The organism is Nocardioides luteus (assembly GCF_015752315.1).
Classification (GTDB): Bacteria; Actinomycetota; Actinomycetes; order Propionibacteriales; family Nocardioidaceae; genus Nocardioides.
This window is the reverse complement of the sequence record NZ_JADOVJ010000001.1, coordinates 4,926,299-4,949,301: the sequence shown is the minus strand read 5'-3', so window position 1 is coordinate 4,949,301 and position 23,003 is coordinate 4,926,299. Positions and strand designations below refer to the sequence as shown.

General features: G+C 66.7%; 17 protein-coding genes. 16 read left to right on the top strand and 1 reads right to left on the bottom strand.

Annotation, left to right across the window (positions count from 1 at the left end; translation table 11 throughout):
• Positions 1-323: 323 nt before the first annotated feature.
• The 13 genes from HD557_RS23640 to HD557_RS23580 all read left to right on the top strand — a co-directional run bounded on the left by HD557_RS23640 (position 324) and on the right by HD557_RS23580 (position 19,682).
• Positions 324-1,307: an ABC transporter ATP-binding protein gene (locus tag HD557_RS23640; protein WP_196875683.1), complete on the top strand. Its 984-nt coding sequence runs from the start codon at positions 324-326 to the stop codon at positions 1,305-1,307.
• Positions 1,307-2,092 (top strand): MlaE family ABC transporter permease, encoded by a 786-nt coding sequence (locus HD557_RS23635; protein WP_008362876.1) that lies wholly within the window; start codon positions 1,307-1,309, stop codon positions 2,090-2,092. Before HD557_RS23640 ends, HD557_RS23635 begins: the two co-directional genes overlap by 1 nt.
• Positions 2,093-2,104: 12 nt before the next feature.
• A complete protein-coding gene (locus tag HD557_RS23630; protein ID WP_008362875.1) occupies positions 2,105-2,932 on the top strand; it encodes an MlaE family ABC transporter permease in 828 nt (275 codons plus the stop codon).
• Positions 2,929-4,290 carry an MCE family protein gene (locus HD557_RS23625; RefSeq protein WP_231380432.1) on the top strand — a complete coding sequence of 454 codons (1,362 nt, stop codon included), beginning with the start codon at positions 2,929-2,931 and terminating at the stop codon, positions 4,288-4,290. The genes HD557_RS23630 and HD557_RS23625 overlap by 4 nt, the downstream gene beginning before the upstream one ends.
• Positions 4,287-5,339, top strand: a complete 1,053-nt coding sequence (locus HD557_RS23620) for an MCE family protein (RefSeq protein ID WP_196875682.1) — start codon at positions 4,287-4,289, stop codon at positions 5,337-5,339. The genes HD557_RS23625 and HD557_RS23620 overlap by 4 nt, the downstream gene beginning before the upstream one ends.
• A complete protein-coding gene (locus HD557_RS23615) occupies positions 5,336-6,310 on the top strand; it encodes an MCE family protein (protein ID WP_008362870.1) in 975 nt (324 codons plus the stop codon). The genes HD557_RS23620 and HD557_RS23615 overlap by 4 nt, the downstream gene beginning before the upstream one ends.
• Positions 6,307-7,452, top strand: coding sequence for an MCE family protein (locus HD557_RS23610; RefSeq protein WP_196875681.1), 1,146 nt, complete (start codon positions 6,307-6,309; stop codon positions 7,450-7,452). Before HD557_RS23615 ends, HD557_RS23610 begins: the two co-directional genes overlap by 4 nt.
• On the top strand, positions 7,449-8,921 hold the full coding sequence (locus tag HD557_RS23605; protein ID WP_196875680.1) for an MCE family protein: 1,473 nt from the start codon (positions 7,449-7,451) through the stop codon (positions 8,919-8,921). The genes HD557_RS23610 and HD557_RS23605 overlap by 4 nt, the downstream gene beginning before the upstream one ends.
• Positions 8,918-10,186 carry an MCE family protein gene (locus HD557_RS23600; RefSeq protein ID WP_196875679.1) on the top strand — a complete coding sequence of 423 codons (1,269 nt, stop codon included), beginning with the start codon at positions 8,918-8,920 and terminating at the stop codon, positions 10,184-10,186. The genes HD557_RS23605 and HD557_RS23600 overlap by 4 nt, the downstream gene beginning before the upstream one ends.
• A gap of 138 nt (positions 10,187-10,324) precedes the next feature.
• Complete coding sequence (locus tag HD557_RS23595; RefSeq protein WP_196875678.1) at positions 10,325-10,957, top strand: hypothetical protein; 633 nt, start codon at positions 10,325-10,327, stop codon at positions 10,955-10,957.
• A gap of 8 nt (positions 10,958-10,965) precedes the next feature.
• Positions 10,966-11,919, top strand: coding sequence for a J domain-containing protein (locus HD557_RS23590; protein WP_196875677.1), 954 nt, complete (start codon positions 10,966-10,968; stop codon positions 11,917-11,919).
• A 330-nt stretch (positions 11,920-12,249) separates the two neighbouring features.
• The gene (gene rpoB, locus HD557_RS23585) at positions 12,250-15,720 is read left to right on the top strand and encodes a DNA-directed RNA polymerase subunit beta (protein ID WP_008362859.1); all 3,471 of its coding nucleotides are present in this window, start codon (positions 12,250-12,252) and stop codon (positions 15,718-15,720) included.
• 86 nt (positions 15,721-15,806) lie between these two features.
• Positions 15,807-19,682 carry a DNA-directed RNA polymerase subunit beta' gene (locus tag HD557_RS23580; protein ID WP_196875676.1) on the top strand — a complete coding sequence of 1,292 codons (3,876 nt, stop codon included), beginning with the start codon at positions 15,807-15,809 and terminating at the stop codon, positions 19,680-19,682.
• Between the two features lie 53 nt (positions 19,683-19,735).
• Here the strand turns inward: HD557_RS23580 and HD557_RS23575 are convergent, their stop codons facing one another.
• Positions 19,736-20,617 (bottom strand): alcohol dehydrogenase catalytic domain-containing protein, encoded by an 882-nt coding sequence (locus tag HD557_RS23575; protein WP_196875675.1) that lies wholly within the window; start codon positions 20,615-20,617, stop codon positions 19,736-19,738.
• A gap of 110 nt (positions 20,618-20,727) precedes the next feature.
• Between HD557_RS23575 and HD557_RS23570 the strand changes: the two genes are divergently transcribed.
• From HD557_RS23570 to HD557_RS23560, 3 genes are all read left to right on the top strand, one after another.
• The gene (locus tag HD557_RS23570) at positions 20,728-21,129 is read left to right on the top strand and encodes a winged helix-turn-helix transcriptional regulator (protein ID WP_196875674.1); all 402 of its coding nucleotides are present in this window, start codon (positions 20,728-20,730) and stop codon (positions 21,127-21,129) included.
• Positions 21,130-21,433: 304 nt separating this feature from the next.
• Complete coding sequence (locus HD557_RS23565) at positions 21,434-21,892, top strand: DUF4232 domain-containing protein (RefSeq protein ID WP_196875673.1); 459 nt, start codon at positions 21,434-21,436, stop codon at positions 21,890-21,892.
• 30 nt (positions 21,893-21,922) lie between these two features.
• A complete protein-coding gene (locus tag HD557_RS23560) occupies positions 21,923-22,999 on the top strand; it encodes a glycerophosphodiester phosphodiesterase family protein (protein ID WP_196875672.1) in 1,077 nt (358 codons plus the stop codon).
• The last annotated feature ends 4 nt before the right edge of the window (positions 23,000-23,003 follow it).

The window sequence follows — 23,003 nt, the reverse complement described above, 5'->3', positions numbered from 1 at the left end:
AACAGTTCCGCCACAGATCGGTCAAGCTGCAGCGCAGCGCTCCGATCGTTCCAACCGCGGGAGGCTACTGGAGAGTAGCCTCCCGCGGTTTGTTTCGTTATCTTGAACACACGCCGAGCGCGAAGGTCGTGATCCGACCGTCGAAGTGTTCGCCGAGAGGACCCGTCTCGGGTGGCGATCACCGTCGCCGTTCGCAGCCGCTATGGTTTACAAAAGTGTGACGCGTGTCGCAGGAAGTGCGTAACCCCCGTCACACTCTGCCGTTAGTCGGGCAGTGGGGGACTTGAGGGAGACCTCCGCGAACAGGAAGGGAGCCGGCCCGGATGGGTGTAGACGTAAAGATCGAAGGGCTGACCAAGAGCTTTGGTAAGCAGCTCATCTGGAAGGACGTCACGCTGACGCTGCCCGCGGGCGAGATCAGCGTGATGCTCGGGCCGTCCGGCACCGGTAAGTCGGTGCTTCTCAAGACCCTCATCGGTCTGATCAAGCCCGATCAGGGCTCGGTGGTCATCGAGGGCGTCGACATCGCCACCTGCTCGGAGAAGGACCTCTACGAGGTCCGCAAGCTCTTCGGGGTGCTGTTCCAGGACGGCGCCATGTTCGGTTCGATGGACCTGTTCGACAACGTCGCGTTCCCGCTTCGTGAGCACACGAAGAAGAGCGAGTCGGAGATCCGCAACATCGTCATGGAGAAGATGGACCTGGTCGGTCTCATCGGTGCCGAGAACAAGCTTCCCGGTGAGATCTCCGGTGGTATGCGCAAGCGTGCCGGCCTGGCGCGTGCTCTCGTCCTCGACCCGGAGATCCTGCTCATCGACGAGCCCGACTCCGGTCTGGACCCGGTGCGTACGGCGTTCATCAACCAGCTCTTCATCGACCTGAACGCGCAGATCGACGCCACGTTCCTGATCGTGACCCACGACATCAACTCGACGCGTACGGTGCCGGACAACATCGGCCTGCTCTACCACAAGCACCTGGCGATGTACGGTCCCCGCGAGATGCTGCTCAGCTCCGAGGAGCCCGTGGTGCGGCAGTTCCTCAACGCCCAGACGATCGGTCCGATCGGTATGTCGGAGGAGAAGGACGCCGACGAGCTGGCCGCGGAGAAGGACATGGGCCTGCCGCCGCTGCCGCCGATCCCGATGCAGCTCGAGCCGTCCAACGGCATCCCCCGTAAGTACCAGCGTCCCCCGGGTGCCTGGTGCCGGGAGAACGGTGTCACCCCGCCGCCGGGGTCGTTCCGTCCCGACGCCGCCATGGCCCCCGGTGGCGTGAAAGCAGATCCGACAGAGGCTCCTCACTGATGTCTTCTCTGACCGCTGCCAGGGTCCTGAAACCGATCGGGACCGCTGGCTCACTCTTCGCGTTCGGGCTGGACGTGGGGCGAGCCGTGTTCCGGCGCCCCTTCCAGTTCCGCGAGTTCATCCAGCAGGCGTGGTTCATCGCGTCGGTGACGATCGTCCCGACCGCGCTGGTCGCGATCCCCTTCGGTGCGGTCATCGCGCTGCAGGTGGGTGGCCTCGTGCAGCAGTTCGGTGCGCAGTCCTTCGTCGGGTCGGCCGCGGTCCTCGCGGTCGTCCAGCAGGCCGCCCCGATCGCGACCGCGCTGCTGGTCGCGGGTGCTGGTGGTTCGGCGATCGCCGCCGACCTCGGTGCCCGGAAGATCCGTGAAGAGCTCGACGCGATGATGGTTCTGGGCATCGACCCGATCCAGCGTCTGGTGGTCCCGCGTGTGCTCGCCGCGATGATGATCGCGGTCTTCCTCAACGGCCTGGTCTCGATCGTCGGGGTCATGGGCGGGTACGTCTTCAACGTCATCATCCAGGGCGGCACCCCGGGTGCCTACCTGGCCAGCTTCACCGCGCTGGCGCAGATGGCCGACCTCTGGCAGGGCCTGGCGAAGGCGCTCGTGTTCGGTCTGATCGCGGCGATCGTGGCTGCGTACAAGGGCATGAACGCGGGCGGTGGTCCGAAGGGCGTCGGTGACGCCGTGAACGAGTCGGTCGTCATCACGTTCCTGCTGCTGTTCATCGTCAACTTCGTGATGTCTGCGATCTTCCTGCAGATCATCCCGAGCAAGACCGGTTAGGAGGCGAGACGGATGGCGAACATCAAGGCGATCTACGAGAAGCCTGCCAAGAGCCTCGACCACCTCGGTGACGAGCTCGGTTTCTACCTGCGTGCCGTGTCGTGGTTCCCGCGCACGCTCAGGCGCTACAAGAAGGAGATCCTCCGGATCCTCGCCGAGGTCACCCTCGGCTCTGGTGCGCTGGCCGTCATCGGCGGCACCGTCGGCGTGATCCTGGCGATGACCTTCTTCACCGGAGCCCAGGTCGGGCTCTCCGGCTACACCGCCCTCGACCAGCTCGGCACCAGTGCGTTCTCCGGCTTCGTGTCGGCCTACTTCAACACCCGTGAGATCGCGCCGCTGGTCGCCGGCATCGCGCTCGCCGCGACGGTCGGCTGCGGTTTCACCGCTCAGCTCGGCGCGATGCGGATCTCCGAAGAGGTCGACGCGCTCGAGGTGATGGCGATCCCGTCGCTGCCCTTCCTGGTCACCACCCGGATGATCGGCGGCCTGATCGCGATCGTGCCGCTCTACGTGGTCGGTCTGCTCTCCTCCTACGTCGCCACCCGGTTCACGGTGATCCTCTTCTACGGCCAGAGCGCCGGCACCTACGACCACTACTTCAACACCTTCCTGCCACCGGTGGACGTGCTGTGGTCCTTCGGCAAGGTGCTGATCTTCGCGGTCGTGGTGATCTTGATCCACTGCTACCACGGCTACAACGCCTCCGGCGGTCCTGCTGGTGTGGGCGTCGCGGTCGGCAAGGCGGTGCGTACGAGCATCGTCGCCGTCTCCGTGCTCGACCTGATGCTCTCCATGGCGATCTGGGGCAGCACGACGACTGTGAGGTTGGCGGGATGACTCAGACACTCAGCCGAGACGGCATCGAGCACCACGTGCCCGCTCCTCACAAGCGGAGCGCCGTGGCCCTCGCCTGGGCTCGGCAGAAGGGCAAGATCCTCGGCATCGTCTTCATCGCCCTGGTCCTCACGGCGCTCGTCCTGACCTGGGCGCAGTTCACCAACAAGTTCGGCGACTTCGAGGAGATCACCCTCAAGGCAGACCGCATCGGTCTGCAGCTTCCCGACCGCGCCGACGTCAAGGTCCGTGGCCTGATCGTCGGCGAGGTCCTCGACATGAAGGCGACCGACGAGGGCGCCGAGTTGACCCTGGGGCTCTTCCGCGACGAGATCAGCAAGGTCCACCCCGACGTGACCGGCGCGATCCTCCCCAAGACGCTCTTCGGGCAGAAGTACGTCTCGCTGATCCCGCCCGACTCCGACTTCACCGAGTCGATCCAGCCGGGCGCCGTCATCGAGAAGACGAAGCTGGCCACCGAGGTCCAGGCCGTGCTGCGCGACCTCTACCCGCTGCTGCGGACGATCCAGCCGGCCGACCTCAACATGACGCTCAACGCGATGGCCACCGCCCTCGAGGGACGCGGCGAGAAGCTCGGCGAGTCGCTCGACACCCTCGACTCCTACCTGAAGCGGCTCAACCCCGAGATCCCCGCGCTGATCGAGGACCTCGAGCTCGCCACGAAGGTCTCCGGCACCTACCAGGCCGTGCTGCCCGAGCTGGGTCAGATCCTGCGCAACACCATCGTCACGGCGACCACGCTCGAGGACCGCGAGGCACAGCTCAACAAGATGCTGACCGACGTCACCGCCTTCTCCAACACCGCTGACAAGTTCCTCGACGACAACGGCGACACGCTGATCCAGCTCGGCGAGGTCGGCCGCCCGGTCACCCAGGCGCTGGCGCGCTACGCCCCGATGCTCCCGTGTCTCATCGGCGGCATGGACACCCTGACCGACGAGTTCACCGAGGTGTTCCGCAACTACACCGTCCACATCACGCTGGAGACGCTGCCGCACCAGGCGCGCCCCTACAACACCAACGACAAGCCGCGCTACGGCGAGGACAGCGGTCCCGACTGCGGCGAGCTCCCCAACGCGTCCTGGACCCAGGCGAAGCCGTTCGCCCCGTTCCCGAACAAGGACGACGGCGTCGACGAGCCCACCGGAAAGGGCGTCATGCGTTCTGCCACCGGGACGACCGGATACTCGGCCCTGTCCTACGTCGGTACGTCGGCCGAGGCCGATGTCATCAACGAGCTGTTCGCTCCGGGCATGGGCATGACCGCTGACGAGGTCCCCGACCTCGGTGCGCTGATGCTCGGGCCGGCGGCGCGTGGAGCGGAGGTGAGCTACCGATGAGCGCGGTCAAGCTCTTCGATGCCAAGACCTTCCAGGATTTCTGGAAGCTGATCATCTTCATCGTCGTCACGACGCTGGCCACCGCGCTGCTCGCGATCACGATCGGCAACGTGACCTTCGGCCAGACCGATGAGTACAAGGCGGTCTTCACCGACGTCACCGGTGTGAACAAGGGCGACGACGTACGCATCTCGGGGGTCAAGGTCGGCTCGGTCAAGGGCATCGAGATCTCCGACGACGCCCGTAGCGCCGTGGTCACCTTCACGGTGGACAGCGCGCAGCAGCTCGCGACCACGACCGAGGCGACGATCAAGTACCGCAACCTGATCGGCCAGCGCTACCTCGCGCTGACCAACCAGCTGGTGGGCGACGCGTCGGCGCTGCAGGAGGGCCAGACGATCCCGGTCGGGCAGACCCACCCGGCGCTCGACCTGACCGTGCTCTTCAACGGGTTCAAGCCGCTGTTCCAGGCGCTGTCGCCCAACGACGTCAACACCCTCTCCTACGAGATCGTCCAGGTCTTCCAGGGCGAGGGCGGCACGCTGGAGAGCCTGCTCTCCCACACGGCGTCGCTGACCTCGACGCTGGCGGAGAAGGACCAGATCATCAACGCCCTGATCGACAACCTCACCGAGGTGCTCGAGCACGTGGGCGATCGTGAGAAGGAGCTCTCGAGCCTGATCGTGACCTTCCGTGACTTCGTCGGCGGTCTCAACAAGGACCGCGAGGCGATCCTGGGATCCCTCGACCAGATCTCGGCTCTGTCCGTGGAGACCGCTGACCTCGTGCACGAGGCGAAGGATCCGCTGCTCGAGGACCTGCGCCAGGCCCGGAGGTTCTCCGACCAGGTCGCCAAGGACAAGCGGCAGCTCGACGACGCGATGGAGCTCCAGCCGATCAAGCTGGACAAGATCGGTGCGACGGCCAGCTACGGCGGTTGGTTCAACTTCTACCTGTGCGGTCTGCGGGGCACGATCCGCGACCCCGAGGGCAAGGACCTCGACATTCCGCTCTACCAGCCCGGTCAAGCGAGGTGCAACCTCGGATGATTCCCTTCCGCGAACGTAACCCAGTCAAGATCGGTGCCGTCTCGATCGCCGTCCTCCTCATGCTGATGGTGATGGCGTTCAAGGCCGACAGCCTGCCGCTGATCGGTGGTGGCACCACCTACTACGCCAACTTCTCCGAGGCCGGTGGTCTCAAGACCGGGGACGAGGTCCGGGTGGCCGGTGTCCGGGTCGGCAAGGTCGACTCGATCGAGCTCGACGGCAATCAGGTCAAGGTCGGCTTCAAGATCCGCGAGAAGGTCAACTTCGGTGAGAACTCCGGTGCCGGCGTACGCGTGAAGACGCTGCTCGGCGACATGTTCCTCGAGCTCCAGCCGGCCGGCGAGGGCCAGATGAAGGCGGGAGCCACCATCCCGGTGGACCGCACCGAGTCTCCCTACGATGTGGTCCAGGCCTTCGAGGGCCTGGCCGACACCTCCGCCAACATCGACAAGGACCAGCTCGCCGCGGCGCTCACCACGCTCGCCGACCTGACCCGGTCGACGCCGGAGGAGTTCCAGGCGGCCCTCACCGGCGTCTCCGACCTCTCCCGCAACCTGGCCGCCAAGGACGAGCGCATCGACTCGCTGCTCACCCAGCTCGACCGGGTGACCAAGGTGCTCGACGAGCGCGACGAGGACCTGATCGCCCTGATGAACGACGCCAACCAGCTGTTCGCAGCCCTGGTCGAGCGACGCGAGGCGGTCCACAACCTGCTCCTCTCGACCCAGCAGCTCTCCAAGGAGCTCTCGCAGCTGGTCGACGACAGCCGGGCCGACCTCAAGCCGGCGCTCGAGAGCCTCGACGTGATCCTCGACGTGTTCACGAAGAACGAGGAGAACCTCGAGAAGTCCCTGCGGCTGATGGCGCCGTTCTACAAGGTCTTCAACAACACCCTGGGCAACGGTCCGTGGTGGGACACCTACGTCCAGAACATGCCTCCCGTACCGGCAGTCACGGGGAGGACCCCATGAACAAGTACATCGTCCCGATCATCATCGGTGCGCTCGTCCTGGCCGTCGGCGCCTGGGCGCTGGTCCGCGACACCGGCGAGAAGACGCTGGTGGCGCACTTCCCGCGCACGGTCTCCCTCTACGAGGGCAGCGACCTGCGCGTGCTCGGTGTCGCCGTCGGCAAGGTGACCGCCGTCGAGCCGAACGGCACCGACGTCAAGGTCACCATGGAGTACCGGGAGGACGTCGACCTGCCCGCCGACGGGAAGGCCGTGGTCATCTCGCCCTCCATCGTCGGTGACCGCTACGTCCAGGTCACGCCCGCCTACGACGGCGGCGAGAAGATGGACGACGGGGCGGTGCTGAGCACCGACAAGACGTCGGTCCCGGTCGAGCTCGACCAGATCTACTCCAGCGTCGACGACCTGGTGGTCGCGCTCGGGCCGGACGGCGCCAACAAGAACGGCGCGCTCACCGATCTGCTGCAGCAGACCGCGAAGAACCTCGGCGGCCAGGGCGAGAAGATCAACTCGACCGTCGGCGACCTCGGCAAGCTGACCAAGACGCTCGACAACCGCGACGAGCAGTTCTTCGACTCCGCCGAGCAGCTCGAGGGCTTCATCGGCACGCTCGCCGAGAACGACCAGACCGTACGCGACTTCGCCCAGGCCCTCGCGGAGGTCTCCTCGATGCTGGAGGGTGAGCGTCAGGAGCTCGCGGCGTCGATGAAGAACCTGTCGGTGGCGCTGACCAAGGTGACCCAGTTCGTCCGCGACAACAAGGCGATCCTGCGCGAGGACATCCAAGGCCTCAACCGGATCGGCAAGGTGCTCGTGAAGCAGCGCAAGGCGCTCGACGAGAGCCTCCGGACCGCTCCGCTGGCCCTCAACAACCTGGGCCTGGCGTACAACCCGGAGACCGGCACGCTGGACACCAACGCCAACATCACGATGGTCCTCGACGAGATCGTCCAGAACCCGGCCTCGTTCCTGTGCAGCCTCGTGGACCAGGCGACCAACGGCAGCAGCGCCGAGATCTGCACGCAGATCCGGCAGATGCCCGGTCTGAACCGCTCCGCGGCGATCGGCCCCGGCACGGGCTCGTCCTACGGAGTGCCCTATGACATGTCGCTCGGCGGCCTGGTGGAGGTGACGGACCGATGAGGACCATGAAGCGCGCCGTCCAGGCGTTCGTCGGTGTGCTCGTCGGCGCCCTGATGCTGACCGGCTGCGGCAGCTTCTCCGTCTACGACCTGCCGCTCCCGGGCGGTGTGGACGCCGGAGACGACGCGATCTCGGTCACCGCGCAGTTCCAGGACACCCTCGACCTGGTGCCCCAGTCGACCGTGAAGCTCGAGGACATCGACGTCGGCAAGATCAACAAGATCTGGCTCGACGACGGTGTCGCGACCGTCGAGATGCTGCTGAAGAAGGACGTGGACCTGCCCGCCAACACACGGGCCTCGATCCAGCAGACCTCCCTGCTCGGCGAGAAGTTCGTCTCCCTGGAGCGGCCGGCGGAGCCCGAGTCGACGAAGCTGACCGACGGTTCGACCATCCCGCTGGCCCAGACCGGCCGTAACCCGGAGATCGAAGAGGTCTTCAGTGCGCTGAGCCTGCTGCTCAACGGTGGTGGCGTCGCCCAGCTGAAGACGATCTCGACCGAGCTCAACAAGGCCCTCGAGGGTCGCGAGGACTCGGCCCGCTCGGTGCTCCACCAGGTGGAGAAGCTGGCGCGCGACCTCGACAACAACAAGGAGAAGATCGTCGCGGCCATCGAGGCGCTCGATGCGCTGGCGAAGGCCACCAACGCGCAGATGGGCTCCATCGACGCCGCCCTCGACGAGCTTCCCTCGGCGATCTCCAGCATCGACAAGCAGCGCGCCGACCTGGTCAAGATGCTCGAGGCGCTCGAGCGGCTCGGCGACACCGGCGTACGTGTGATCAGGGCGTCGAAGGACAACACGATCGGCATCGTGAAGGACCTCCGGCCGCTGCTGTCGAACCTCGCCGACGCCGGCGACAACTTCGTCAAGGCGATGAACACGATCCTCACCTACCCGTTCGTCGACCAGGCGGTCGGTGGCTCGCCGCAGACCGCGCGCAACCTGCACATGGGTGACTTCGTCAACCTCGACGTCACCGTCGACCTCAACCTCGACACCCTGCTGCAGAACGCCCCTCGGGTGGGAAGCGCCGCCTGCTGGGGCCTCGAGGAGATCAACCGGAAGATCAAGACCTTCCCCGACGAGGAGACGGCTCTCGACTGGCTCAACAACCTCACCAACGTCTGCAAGGAAGGCGGGCTGGCCAGTGCCATCGACACGTGCCAGGAAGCGCTGACCGGGCAGTCGACGGCGCCTCAGGCGTGCGTGACCGGTGTGCTCGGCTCCATCGGGAAGACCCTCGACGGCCTGCTCGGCCTCGGAACGTCCTCGTCCGACGACGGCAGCACGTCAGGTGACGACGGCACCGGGTGCGTCCTGCTGCTGTTCTGTCGCGCCGGCGCGACACCAGGCACGCATGCGGTGACGTACGAGGAGCTGAGCAAGGAGCTCGACCCGGGTCTGACCTCGCTGATGATCCCGGCACTGAGCACCTCGAGCAACACTCATCAGGAGGGCGTCTCATGATCACCCGCCGTACGAAGATGCAGCTGATGATCTTCCTGCTGATCACCCTCGTCGGGGTCAGCTTCGTCGGTGCGCGCTACGCCCGGCTGGGGTCCCTGTTCCTCAAGGACCACTACGTCGTGATGGCCCACTTCGAGCAGTCGGGCGGCATCTACGAGGACGCCGAGGTCGACTACCGGGGCGTCAAGATCGGCCAGGTCGGTGAGCTCGTGCTCAACCGCAGCGGCGTCGACGTCACGCTGAAGATCGACAACGCGTGGAAGGACAAGATCCCGGCGGACAGCCTCGCCGTGGTCGGCAACCGCTCCGCCGTCGGTGAGCAGTACGTCGAGCTGCAGCCGCAGTCGAAGGGTGCGCCCTACCTCGAGGAGGGGTCGGAGATCGCCCGCGCGGCGACGGCCACGCCCCTGCCGACCGAGAAGCTGCTCGAGGACATCACCGTCACCGTGAACTCGGTCGACCAGAAGGCGCTGACGACCACCGTCGACGAGCTCGGCAAGGGTTTCGCCGGCACCGGTCAGGACCTGCAGACCATCATCGACACCGGCACCGCGTTCGTGGAGACCGCCGACCAGAACTTCGGGCTGACCACGCAGCTGATCCGGGACAGCAACACCGTCCTCCAGGGGCAGCTCGACAGCACCTCGGCGATCAAGTCGTTCGCGACCGACCTGGAGCTGTTCACCGGCACGCTCGCAGGCTCCAACAAGGACCTGATCAAGCTGATCGAGAGCGGCTCCGCCGGCGCCACCGAGCTGCGTACGTTCCTCGAGCAGAACGACGTGGAGATCAGCGAGCTCCTCAACGAGGTGCTGGTGACGGGCAAGGTCGTCCGCAAGAACCTGCCGGGCGTCAAGCACCTGCTCTCCATCTTCCCCACCGTGGTGGAGGGCAGCTTCGCCGTGGTCGACGTCGGCCACCCGGGCCTGGCGCAGGCGCACTTCGGACTGGTGATCACCAGCCAGACTCCGTGCAAGAAGGGCTACGAGAGCACCAAGAAGCGCAGCCCGCTGGACCTGCAGAGCCGTCCGTTCAACACCGAGGTCTCCTGCACCGAGGACCCGTCCAAGTCCAACGCCCGCGGCTCCAGCCAGCTGCCGCGTGCCGGTGTCGGCGAGGCCGGCTCGGTCGCGTCCTTCGACCCGGAGACGGGCAAGCTGACCTGGGGCGAGGCGGAGGACACCTCGGTGTCGACCGCGGCGCCGTCCTCCTACGGCGACGACGCCTGGAAGTGGCTCTACCTCCAGCCGATGGAGACCCAGTAGCGCGACGACTTCGACCACATGCAGCCCGCCGGGTTCGGGGCCCCGGAGTGCTGCCGCATCGACCGATTCGCCGGCGGCGTACGGTGAGGATGCTTGGAAATGGCTCCTGGAGCCACTGACCACAGAGAGTGATCCGTTTTGAGCACCACGACCGACCCCGGCCCCGATACGGAGACCGGCTCAGAGAACGACCAGGCGACGGCCAGGCAGGGCGCTCTGCTCCGCTGGGGCGTGCTGGCGCTGCTGATCGCCGTCATCATCGCCGCCGTCGGCTACGTCGGCTGGCAGCTGACCCGCGGCGCCGACGACTCCGTGGTGAGCCAGCGCGAGCAGGTGATGGCCGCTGCCGACAAGTTCGTCGGGCGGGTCAACACCTACGGTCCCGAGGACATCGGCAGCGACAAGAAGACGATGCCGGACTACCGCAAGGAGGTCGGCGCGCTGCTGACCCCCAAGTTCGAGAAGAGCTTCCTCGGCAACGTCGCCTTCGCCGAGGCCACCGTCGTCCAGCAGGGCGTCGGTCGCACCAGCGACGTGCACAGCACGGCGGTCGCCGGCCTCGACGAGGACAGCGCGACCGTGCTGGTCGTCGCCGAGCTCGCGATCAGCTACCCGAAGTCCGAGGGGTCCGAGGAGCGCGTCGAGGCGGCGCGCCAGCTCGCCCGGACGGAGGTGGAGCTCGTGAAGCAGAACGGGAAGTGGCTGGTCGACGACTGGTATCCCGCCGAGGAGGCTCCTACTTCGGAAAGCAGCCAAGGGGTGACACCATGAGTTCCACGATGACTTCTCCGACCTGGTACGACCTGCTCGACGTCGAGCCCGACGCCGCCACCGACGACATCCGGGCGGCCTGGAAGTCGGCGATCGCCGATCTGGACCCGACCGACCGTCGCTTCCGCACCCTCAACGAGGCCGCCGCCGTCCTTCTGGACGCTGACAAGCGGGCTGCGTACGACGCCGAGCTCGCCGCCCTCGAGGCCGCCGCTGCCGAGAGCGACGAGGACGAGAGCGACGAGGCCGAGGACGACGGCCCTGAGGCCGCCGTGGAGACCGCTGCCGTCGAGGACGCGGTGGCCGAGGACGTACCGGACGCTCCCGAGGACGCCGAGGACACCGAGGACTCCGACGACGAGACGAAGGAGCCCGGTGGCCGTACGCTCCCGGTGCTCCCGACGTGGGGCCTGGTCGCTGCCGGTGCCCTCGCCCTGGCCGCGGTCGTGGCCGCCGGTGTGGTCTTCTTCGGGCAGGAGAAGGTGGAGACCGTCTCCAACAACAACGTCACGACCAGCACGGTCGAGGGTGCGGTGGGCAAGCAGATCACCCGCAACCACAAGCTTCTCGTCGAGGAGCAGGGCGCCGAGGCGCTCGAGGCGGCCAAGAAGGCCGTGGTCCCGCTGCTGTCCTACGACTACAGCAAGATGGACGCGTCGAAGAGCAAGGCTCACGACGTGATGACGAAGGACTACCGCGAGGACTACGACCGTCTCTTCGCGGTGCTCGTCGACAACGTCCCCGAGACGAAGACGGTGGTGAAGACCCTCGCCCCGGTCGACGCCGGCGTCATCCGGGTCTCCGACGACACCGTGCAGATCCTGGTGCTGGTCGACCGTCAGGTCACCAACGCCCAGCGCAGCACCCCGATCGGCTACCAGGAGTACGCGATGCTCACCATGACCAAGGTCGGCGACGAGTGGCTGGTGGACAAGGTCGAGACCCAGCCCAGCAAGGACTAGGCCCGCAGGCCTCGTCCTACCTGTCAAGTGATCGGATCAACCTTCCCGGAGGACGGACCGATTGGCGCGGATGCTTGACCCGGGGTGCCGAAGAGGCGCATGATCATCCGCGATGCTCGACAAGGCAACGATCGACAACGCCGACGGTCGGGCGCCGAAGGTGTGAATGAAGGAACGCCGGACTTTAATTGAGGCCCGGTGTTGTGAAGTGCGCTTTTATGCCGTACTATGGCGCTTTGCGCATGCCTTCATATGCCCCTCAGCCTGCCCGGTGGCTGTTCGGTGGTCGGCGGCGCGAATCCACCTGCGAACCTTGTCGAAGGATTCCTCTTGGCCGCGCGCACCTCGTCGGGTGACTCCACCCCTCGCCGCATCTCTTTCGCAAAGATCTCAGAGCCTCTCGAGCTCCCTCAGCTCCTCGCCCTCCAGACCGAAAGCTTTGACTGGCTGATCGGCAACGAGCGCTGGCAGGAGCAGGTTGCCGCCCGCGAAGCCGCGGGTGAGGACGTGTCTCACAAGTCCGGTCTACAGGAGATCTTCGAGGAGATCTCCCCGATCGAGGACTTCTCGGAGACGATGTCCCTCTCCTTCGAGAGCCCTGTCTTCTACGACCCCAAGTACACCGTCGAGGAGTGCAAGGAGAAGGACTTCACCTACTCCGCGCCGCTCTATGTCTCGGCGGAGTTCACCAACAACGACACTGGTGAGATCAAGGGCCAGACGGTCTTCATGGGTGACTTCCCGCTCATGACCGACCAGGGCACCTTCGTCATCAACGGCACCGAGCGTGTCGTCGTCTCCCAGCTCGTCCGGTCCCCGGGCGTCTACTTCGAGCGCACCGCCGACAAGACGTCGGACAAGGACATCTACACCGCCAAGCTGATCCCGAGCCGTGGTGCCTGGCTCGAGTTCGAGATCGACAAGCGCGACCTCGTCGGCGTCCGCCTCGACCGCAAGCGCAAGCAGAACGTCACCGTGCTGCTCAAGGCCCTCGGCTGGACCAACGAGCAGATCCGCGAGGAGTTCGGCGAGTACGAGTCGATGATGCTGACCCTGGAGAAGGACAGCACCACCGCCCAGGACGACGCGCTGCTCGACATCTACCGCAAGCTGCGCCCGGGCGAGCCGCCCACGCGTGAGGCCGCGCAGACGCTGCTGAACAACTACTACTTCAACCCGAAGCGCTACGACACCGCCAAGGTCGGCCGCTACAAGGTCAACAAGAAGCTCGGTCTGACCGAGGCCTTCGACCAGCAGACCCTGACCGTCGACGACATCGTCGCGACGATCAAGTACGTCGTGGCTCTGCACGACGGGCGTACGCAGCTCGAGACCCCGCAGGGCACGATCGACATCGCCGCCGACGACATCGACCACTTCGGCAACCGCCGGATGCGGACGGTCGGCGAGCTGATCCAGAACCAGCTGCGTACGGGCCTTGCCCGTATGGAGCGCGTCGTGCGCGAGCGGATGACGACCCAGGACGTCGAGGCGATCACGCCGCAGTCCCTGATCAACATCCGTCCCGTGGTCGCTGCGCTGAAGGAGTTCTTCGGCACCTCGCAGCTGTCGCAGTTCATGGACCAGAACAACCCGCTCGCGGGCCTGACGCACAAGCGTCGTCTGTCGGCCCTCGGCCCGGGTGGTCTCTCCCGTGACCGCGCCGGCATGGAGGTCCGAGACGTCCACCCGTCGCACTACGGCCGGATGTGCCCGATCGAGACCCCTGAAGGTCCCAACATCGGTCTGATCGGCTCGCTGGCCTCCTTCGGCCGGATCAACCCGTTCGGTTTCGTGGAGACGCCCTACCGCAAGGTCGTCAACGGCGTCGTCACCGACCAGATCGACTACCTGACCGCCGACGACGAGGACAAGTACGTCATCGCGCAGGCCAACGCGGCCGTCGACGAGAACATGAAGTTCGCCACCGAGCGCGTCCTGGTTCGCCAGCGCGACGGTGAGGTCTCCGAGCTCCTGGCCGACGAGGTCGACTACATCGACGTCTCGCCGCGCCAGATGGTGTCGGTCGCGACCGCGCTGATCCCGTTCCTCGAGCACGACGACGCCAACCGTGCGCTCATGGGCGCCAACATGCAGCGTCAGGCCGTTCCGCTGGTCCGCAGCGACTCGCCGCTGGTCGGCACCGGCATCGAGTACCGGGCCGCGGTCGACGCCGGTGACGTGCTCGTCGCCAAGAAGGCCGGTGTCGTCAAGGAGGTCTCCGCCGACGTCATCGAGACCCTCAACGACGACGGCACCTACACCACCTACAAGCTGGCCAAGTTCGAGCGCTCCAACCAGGGCAACTGCGTCAACCAGCAGCCCCTGGTAGACGAGGGCGCCCGGGTCGAGGTCGGCTCCCCGCTGGCCGACGGTCCGGCGACCCAGGGTGCCGAGATGGCGCTGGGTGCCAACCTCCTGGTCGCCTTCCAGTCGTGGCAGGGCCACAACTACGAGGACGCGATCATCCTCTCCCAGCGTCTGGTGCAGCAGGACTACCTCACCTCGATCCACATCGAGGAGCACGAGGTCGACGCCCGCGACACCAAGCTGGGTCCGGAGGAGATCACCCGGGACATCCCGAACGTCTCCGAGGAGATGCTGGCCGACCTCGACGAGCGCGGCATCATCCGCATCGGCGCCGAGGTCACCACCGGTGACATCCTGGTCGGCAAGGTCACGCCGAAGGGCGAGACCGAGCTCACCCCGGAGGAGCGTCTGCTCCGCGCGATCTTCGGTGAGAAGGCGCGCGAGGTCCGCGACACCTCGATGAAGGTTCCGCACGGCGAGGAGGGCACCGTCATCGGTGTCCGCGTCTTCGACCGTGAGGAGGGCGACGAGCTGCCCCCGGGCGTGAACCAGCTGGTTCGTGTCTACGTGGCGCAGAAGCGCAAGATCTCCGTGGGTGACAAGCTCGCCGGCCGTCACGGCAACAAGGGCGTCATCGCGAAGATCCTGCCGGTCGAGGACATGCCGTTCATGGAGGACGGCACCCCGGTCGACGTTCTGCTCAACCCGCTCGGTGTTCCGCGTCGTATGAACATCGGACAGGTCCTGGAGCTCCACCTCGGCTGGCTCGCCAAGCAGGGTTGGGACCTCAACCTCTCCGACGACCCCGACGACAGCGCCTGGAAGCAGCGCCTGATCAAGATCCACGCCGACAAGGCCGACCCGGGCACCAAGGTGGCCACGCCGGTCTTCGACGGTGCGCGTGAGGACGAGATCACCGGTCTGCTCGCCTCGACCCTCCCGAACCGGGACGGTCAGCGTGTGGTCGGCACCGACGGCAAGGCCCGCCTCTTCGACGGTCGCTCCGGCGAGCCGTTCCCGGAGCCGGTGGCCGTGGGCTACATGTACATCCTGAAGCTGCACCACCTGGTCGACGACAAGATCCACGCGCGTTCGACCGGTCCGTACTCGATGATCACCCAGCAGCCGCTCGGCGGTAAGGCCCAGTTCGGTGGCCAGCGCTTCGGTGAGATGGAGGTCTGGGCGATGGAGGCGTACGGCGCCGCCTACGCCCTGCAGGAGCTCCTGACCATCAAGTCGGACGACGTGCCCGGCCGCGTGAAGGTGTACGAGGCGATCGTCAAGGGCGAGAACATCCCCGACTCGGGTATCCCGGAGTCGTTCAAGGTTCTCGTCAAGGAGATGCAGTCGCTGTGCCTGAACGTCGAGGTCCTGAGCCAGGACGGTTCGGCGATCGAGCTCCGTGACGCGGAGGAGGACGTCTTCCGCGCCGCCGAGGAGCTCGGCATCGACCTGTCCCGCCGCGAGCCCTCTTCCGTAGAGGAAGTCTGACGAGCGGGAGGTGCGCCTCCGGGCGCACCTCCCTCCCTCAGTCCCCTTTAACTTTCCAAGAACTAACGAAGGAACTGGAAGCCACCGTGCTCGACGTCAACTTCTTCGATCAGCTCAAGATCGGCCTGGCCACCGCGGACGAGATCCGCGCGTGGAGCCACGGCGAGGTCAAGAAGCCTGAGACCATCAACTACCGCACGCTCAAGCCCGAGCGTGACGGCCTCTTCTGCGAGAAGATCTTCGGTCCCACCCGGGACTGGGAGTGCTACTGCGGCAAGTACAAGCGCGTGCGCTTCAAGGGCATCATCTGTGAGCGCTGTGGCGTCGAGGTCACCCGCTCCAAGGTACGCCGCGAGCGCATGGGCCACATCGAGCTCGCCGCTCCGGTGACCCACATCTGGTACTTCAAGGGCGTTCCGTCGCGGCTGGGCTACCTGCTCGACCTCGCCCCGAAGGACCTGGAGAAGGTCATCTACTTCGCTGCGTACATGATCACCTCGGTCGACGAGGACGCGCGTCACCGCGACCTGTCCTCGCTCGAGGCCAAGGTCGACCAGCAGCGCAAGATGCTGACCGGCCGGCTCGACGTGGCGATCAACGACCGCGCCAAGAAGCTCGAGACCGACCTGGCCGCGCTCGAGGCCGAGGGCGCCAAGTCCGACGCCAAGCGCAAGGTCAAGGACGGCGCCGAGCGCGAGATGAAGCAGCTGCGCGACCGCACCGAGCGCGAGGTCAACCGTCTCGACGAGGTCTGGGACACCTTCAAGAACCTGAAGGTCCAGGACCTCATGGGCGACGAGCTGCTCTACCGCGAGATGAAGACCTGGTTCGGCAAGTACTTCGAGGGCCACATGGGCGCCACGGCGATCCAGAAGCGCCTCGAGAACTTCGACATCGAGGCCGAGGTCGAGAACCTGCGCGAGACCATCGCCACCGGCAAGGGTCAGCGCAAGGTCCGCGCGCTCAAGCGCCTCAAGGTCGTCGACGCCTTCCGCAAGACCGGCAACCAGCCGACCGGCATGGTGCTCGACGCCGTCCCGGTCATCCCGCCGGACCTGCGCCCGATGGTGCAGCTCGACGGTGGCCGCTTCGCGACCTCCGACCTCAACGACCTCTACCGTCGTGTGATCAACCGCAACAACCGCCTCAAGCGTCTCCTCGACCTCGGTGCCCCCGAGATCATCGTGAACAACGAGAAGCGGATGCTGCAGGAGGCCGTCGACTCGCTGTTCGACAACGGCCGTCGTGGCCGTCCGGTCACCGGGCCGGGCAACCGTCCGCTGAAGTCGCTCTCCGACATGCTCAAGGGCAAGCAGGGTCGCTTCCGTCAGAACCTGCTCGGTAAGCGCGTCGACTACTCCGGTCGTTCGGTCATCGTGTCGGGTCCGCAGCTCAAGCTGCACCAGTGCGGTCTGCCCAAGCAGATGGCCCTGGAGCTGTTCAAGCCGTTCGTGATGAAGCGCCTGGTGGACCTGAGCCACGCTCAGAACATCAAGTCCGCCAAGCGGATGGTCGAGCGTGCCCGTCCGGTCGTGTGGGACGTCCTCGAAGAGGTCATCACCGAGCACCCGGTTCTGCTGAACCGTGCGCCCACCCTGCACCGACTCGGCATCCAGGCCTTCGAGCCGCAGCTGATCGAGGGTAAGGCCATCCAGCTGCACCCGCTCGTCTGCACCGCGTTCAACGCGGACTTCGACGGTGACCAGATGGCTGTCCACCTGCCGCTGTCGGCGGAGGCCCAGGCCGAGGCTCGGATCCTGATGCTCTCGACCAACAACATCCTCAAGCCGTCCGACGGTCGTCCGGTCACCATGCCGACCCAGGACATGATCATCGGTCTCTACTTCCTCACCTCCGACCGTGACGGTGAGGTCGGCGAGGGTCGTGCCTTCTCGTCCCCGGCCGAGGCCATCATGGCCTTCGACCACCTCGAGATCACGCTGCAGTCGAAGATCAAGATCCGCCTCGACGACATCGTCCCGCCGATCGGCTACGACGTGCCGGAGGGCTGGACCGCGGGCGACCCGCTCGTCGTCGAGACCACGCTGGGCCGGGTGATCTTCAACGACACCCTCCCCGCCGACTACCCCTTCGTGAACTACGAGGTCGGTAAGAAGCAGCTCGGCGCGATCATCAACGACCTGGCCGAGCGCTACACCAAGGTCGAGGTCGCGGCGTCGCTGGACGCGCTCAAGGACAACGGCTTCCACTGGGCCACCCGTTCGGGTGTCACGGTCTCCATCGACGACGTCACCACGCCGCCGAACAAGGCCGAGATCCTGGAGACGTTCGAGAAGCAGGCTGCCAAGGTGCAGAAGCAGTTCGAGCGTGGTCTGGTCACCGACGAGGAGCGCCGTCAGGAGCTCGTCGAGATCTGGACCGAGGCCGCCAAGGTCGTCGGTGCTGCGATGGAGGAGGCGTTCGACCGCAAGAACCCGATCTTCATGCAGGTCACCTCGGGTGCGTCGGGTAACTTCAACCAGATCCGTCAGGTCGGCGCCATGCGAGGCCTGGTGGCCAACCCGAAGGGCGAGATCATCCCGCGGCCGATCAAGTCGAACTTCCGCGAGGGTCTCTCCGTCCTGGAGTACTTCATCTCCACCCACGGTGCTCGCAAGGGTCTGGCCGACACCGCGCTGCGTACCGCTGACTCGGGTTACCTGACCCGTCGTCTGGTGGACGTCTCGCAGGACGTCATCATCCGTGAGGACGACTGCGGCACCGAGCGCGGTCTGCCGAAGGTCATCGGTGTCGACCAGGGCGGCGTCGTCGTCAAGGACGACAACGCCGAGACCGCTGCGTACGCTCGCACGGCTGCCGTCGACATCGAGCACCCGCAGACCGGCGAGGTTCTCGCGGTCGCCGGCGAGGACCTGGGCGACGTCAAGATCGAGGAGCTGGTTCGCGCCGGCATCACCGAGGTCAAGGTCCGTTCGGTCCTCACCTGTGAGGCCCGCACGGGTACGTGTGCCAAGTGCTACGGCCGCTCGCTGGCCACCGGCAAGCTCGTCGACATCGGTGAGGCGGTCGGCATCATCGCCGCCCAGTCCATCGGTGAGCCGGGCACCCAGCTGACCATGCGTACGTTCCACACCGGTGGTGTGGCCTCGGCCGACGACATCACGCAGGGTCTGCCGCGTGTCGTCGAGCTGTTCGAGGCGCGTACGCCGAAGGGTGTCACGCCGATCTCCGAGGTCGCCGGTCGCGTCGAGATCGAGGAGACCGACAAGGCCCGCAAGGTCCTGGTCACCCCGGACGACGGTTCGGACGTCAAGGAGTACGTCGTCTCCCGTCGCTCGCGGCTGCGGGTCGCCGACGGCGACCACATCGAGGTCGGCCAGGCGCTGACCATCGGTACGCCGGACCCCAAGGAGGTCCTCCGTATCCTCGGTGTCCGCAAGACGCAGCAGCACCTCGTCGACGAGGTCCAGGCCGTGTACCGGTCGCAGGGTGTGTCCATCCACGACAAGCACATCGAGATCATCGTGCGGCAGATGCTGCGCCGGATCACGGTGCTCGAGTCCGGTGACACCAACCTGCTGCCGTCCGACCTGGCCGACCGCATCGACTTCGAGTCGGAGAACCGGCGCGTGGTCTCCGAGGGCGGCAAGCCGGCCTCGGGTCGTCCGGAGCTGATGGGCATCACCAAGGCCTCGCTGGCCACCGAGTCCTGGCTGTCGGCGGCCTCCTTCCAGGAGACCACCCGCGTCCTCACCGACGCTGCCATCAACGGCCGCTCCGACTCGCTGCGCGGTCTGAAGGAGAACGTCATCATCGGTAAGCTCATCCCGGCCGGCACCGGCCTGGAGCGCTACCGCAACATCAAGGTCGAGCCGACCGATGAGGCTCGTGCCGCGGCGTACTCCGTGACCGGTTACGACAACTACGACTACGAGTTCGGCAACACCGGCGGCCAGGCCGTCGCGCTGGACGACTTCGACTTCGGCTCCTACCAGAGCTGATCGAGTGGTCTAGAAGGCCCCGCCACCTTCGGGTGGCGGGGCCTTCGTCCTTTTCAGGGCACGAGGAGCCAGCGTCCGTCGGATCCCGGTGCCGCCTCCGCCTCCTGGTAGGCCTCGGCGGCCTTGCTCAGCGGGCGTGTAGCCGCGATCCGGGTCGGCACCGTGCCGTCCGCTGCCAACCGGAGGAGGTCGGCGAGCATCGCCCCGTCGGGCTGGTTCAGTGCGGTCGAGACCTCGATGCCGCGCTCGGGCGCCGGTGCCCGGCCGGGCTTGACGCTGACGTAGCGGCCGCCGTCGCGTACGCCTGCCAACGCCGGTTCGTTGAGCGCCGCCAGGTCCAGGACGGCGTCGTGCCCGTGCGGCTCGATCTCGGTGACGGCGCGGTCGGCGCCGGTGGCGAGGTGCTCGGTGCCGGGGCGTACCAGGGCGTCGACCGTCCAACCGTCGGCTTTGGCCAGCCCCGATGCCCACAGGCCGACGCTGCCGGCGGCACCGGTGACGAGGAGGCTGCCGCGTTCGGTGCCGAGCAGGTCGAGTGCCTGGCGGGCGGTGAGCGCGTTGAGCGGAGCCGCGGCGGCCGCCTCGAGCGTGAGCCCGTCGGGTACGGCCGCTGCGGCGGAGGCGGGCACCACGACCTCCGTCGCGTGGGCGCGGGCGCCTGCGGCCGGGTTGCCATGGAGACCGGCGACGCGGTCGCCGACAGCGAATCCGGAGACGGCCTCGCCGACTGCGGTGACCACACCGCTGAAGTCGAAGCCGAGGCCGATCACGTCGGGGAGGCCGATGGCTGCGTGGTCGTTCGCGACGAAGGCGTCGAAGAGGGTGAAGCCGGCGGCGGCCACCTCGACCCGGATGTCGTCGGGGCCGAGCGGCTGGGCCGGGAGCTCCTCGAGGCGCGGGGTCGGGTCGCCGGCGCGGGAGATGAGTGCGTACATGGTGTTCGTCCTTTGTGGTGGTCTGTCTGGTTGCATGCACTACTTTCGGTGCCCTACTCTCCGTTGGGAAGAAGGCACTTTGAAGTGGCGTACGCACCTGGAGGTCTGCCATGGGGACGACGACGGCCGAACGACCCGGCGGATTCGAGCACAGCGGATTCGACGCGTTCTCAGCGCTGTGTCCGAGCCGGCGGCTGCTGGACACGATCGGTGACAAGTGGGTGAGTCTGGCGATCGTGGCGCTGGGGCTCCGCGGCCCGCTGAGGTATTCGGAGCTGGCCTCGCAGATCGAGGGGGTGAGCCAGAAGATGCTGACCCAGTCGCTGCGGAGGATGGAGCGCGACGGTCTGCTGATCCGCACGGTGACGCCATCGGTGCCGGTGCGGACCGACTACGAGCTCACCCCGCTCGGGCTGACGCTGCTGCCCGTCCTCGCCCACCTCAAGGCGTGGGCCGAGGAGCACATGGCCGAGGTGGACGAGGCCCGCACGACGTACGACGGCAGGGTCTGAGAATTTCTCGAGATCGGACGCAACGAACCCCGCGGTCCGAACGTCACAGGGGTAGGACGATGAGTTAACTGGCTGGGTTATCTGGCTGGCATCTGCTACTCGAGGAGCAAAGATGCGGCACCTACGGCTGATGGTGGTCGGCGTCTGGATCCTCGGCGTGCTCGCGGTGGGAGGTTGCGGGTCGACGAAGGACGGGGCGGTCGACGCGTCACCATCTGCCTCCGGGACCGCGGATCCCACCTCGGGAAGCAGTGCACCATCGTCCCCGACTCAGTCCTCACCGGCGGCCACGGGGGGTTCGCCGGTGGGGACTGAGTCTCAGAACGCTGACGCCGTACCGGCGGATCCGGTGACGCCGAAGTGCGTCAACGCCGACCTGAAGGCGGGCTATCGGGCCACCGATGCGGGCGCGGGATCGCGGTTCGGTGAGATCACCCTGACCAACGTCTCCGACCACGCCTGCTCCTTGGGTGGCTTCGGCGGTCTCTCGTACGTCGGCGGTGGCGACGGCACCCAGGTCGGTGCGCCCGCAAAGCGTGAGGGCGGTTGGCGCAAGGTCATCATGAAGCCGGGTCAGGTGGCCGTCAGCGCGGTCGCCGAGTCGACCGCTGAGAACTACCCGGCCGCGGACTGCAGGCCGACCGAGGTGGACGGGTTCCGGGTCTACGTGCCGGACTCCTACGACTCCCAGTTCGTCCGTCACCAGACGACCGGGTGTGCGGACAAGAACGTGTCGCTCCTGTCTCATCGCGCGTTCCACTAGCGGCCATCCGGCAGCGCGATCCTGGCGGGCATGAGACGTGTCCGAGCAGGCCTCCTCGTTGCCGCGGCGCTCCTGGCGAGCTCCGCCCTCTCCGCTCTTTCCCCGGCGCACGCCGAGAGCGATCCGCGTACCTTCGACCTCCAGGCGCACCGCGGTGGCATCGCGCTCACGGTGGAGAACACGCTGCCGGCGTTCGCGCGGGCGCTCGAGCTGGGCGTGAGCACCCTCGAGCTCGACGTGCAGATCACCGAGGACGGCTACGCGGTCGTGACCCACGACCGGGACCCGAACCCGGCCAAGTGTGTCGACACCGCACCGGCGTTCCCCGGAGATCCGGAGTTCCCGTACGTGCCGAACCGGACCTACATCAAGAACCTGACGCTCGCCCAGGTGCGCACGATCGACTGCGGGTCGCTGCGCCAGCCGCAGTTCCCCCAGCAGGAGCTGTCGCCGGGGGAGCGGATGCCGCTGCTCTCGGAGGTGTTCGCGCTGGTCAACAGCTACCACGCCGGCCAGGTCACGCTGAACCTGGAGACCAAGGTCGAGGCGGGGGCGCCGGAGCAGACCGCGCCGCGCGAGCAGTTCGTCCGCGTCGTCCTGGCCGAGATCCGGCGCGCGCACATCCGCAACCAGGTCACCATCCAGAGCTTCGACTGGGGTGCTCTGAAGCGGTTCCGCGAGGTCGAGCCGCGGCTCCCGATCGTCGCCCTGACCAACGGGCAGCAGTTCCTCCAGCAGGGACAGCCGGGCGCCTCGCCGTGGCTGGGCGGTATCGACATCGACGACTTCGAGGGGTCGCTGCAGGAGCGGTACGTGGCGGCCGCGGACTCCTTCGGAGCGGATGCGGTCTCGCCGGTTCACGGTGACCCGCAGGGCGGCTCGGTGTCGGACCCGGGCTATGTGCCGTTCACGACCCAGGAGCTGGTCGACGCGGCACATGCGCGCGGGATCGCGGTCGTGCCGTGGACGGTGGACGACGTCGCCACCATGGAGCACCTCATCGGGCTGGGCGTCGACGGGCTGATCACCGACAAGCCGGACGTGCTGCGCGAGGTCCTGGCCGAGCACGGCTACAAGCTGCCGCGTATATACGCAGGTCACCAGTAAGAAA

Bases quoted from the DNA above. Each gene is read 5' to 3' on its own strand.
- HD557_RS23640 (WP_196875683.1), top strand. From the start codon at position 324: ATGGGTGTAGACGTAAAGATCGAAGGGCTGACCAAGAGCTTTGGTAAG.
- HD557_RS23630 (WP_008362875.1), top strand. From the start codon at position 2,105: ATGGCGAACATCAAGGCGATCTACGAGAAGCCTGCCAAGAGCCTCGAC.
- HD557_RS23635 (WP_008362876.1), top strand. From the start codon at position 1,307: ATGTCTTCTCTGACCGCTGCCAGGGTCCTGAAACCGATCGGGACCGCT.
- HD557_RS23575 (WP_196875675.1), bottom strand. From the start codon at position 20,617: ATGTACGCACTCATCTCCCGCGCCGGCGACCCGACCCCGCGCCTCGAG.
- HD557_RS23620 (WP_196875682.1), top strand. From the start codon at position 4,287: ATGAGCGCGGTCAAGCTCTTCGATGCCAAGACCTTCCAGGATTTCTGG.
- HD557_RS23605 (WP_196875680.1), top strand. From the start codon at position 7,449: ATGAGGACCATGAAGCGCGCCGTCCAGGCGTTCGTCGGTGTGCTCGTC.
- HD557_RS23610 (WP_196875681.1), top strand. From the start codon at position 6,307: ATGAACAAGTACATCGTCCCGATCATCATCGGTGCGCTCGTCCTGGCC.
- HD557_RS23590 (WP_196875677.1), top strand. From the start codon at position 10,966: ATGACTTCTCCGACCTGGTACGACCTGCTCGACGTCGAGCCCGACGCC.
- HD557_RS23570 (WP_196875674.1), top strand. From the start codon at position 20,728: ATGGGGACGACGACGGCCGAACGACCCGGCGGATTCGAGCACAGCGGA.
- HD557_RS23615 (WP_008362870.1), top strand. From the start codon at position 5,336: ATGATTCCCTTCCGCGAACGTAACCCAGTCAAGATCGGTGCCGTCTCG.
- HD557_RS23560 (WP_196875672.1), top strand. From the start codon at position 21,923: ATGAGACGTGTCCGAGCAGGCCTCCTCGTTGCCGCGGCGCTCCTGGCG.
- HD557_RS23600 (WP_196875679.1), top strand. From the start codon at position 8,918: ATGATCACCCGCCGTACGAAGATGCAGCTGATGATCTTCCTGCTGATC.
- HD557_RS23625 (WP_231380432.1), top strand. From the start codon at position 2,929: ATGACTCAGACACTCAGCCGAGACGGCATCGAGCACCACGTGCCCGCT.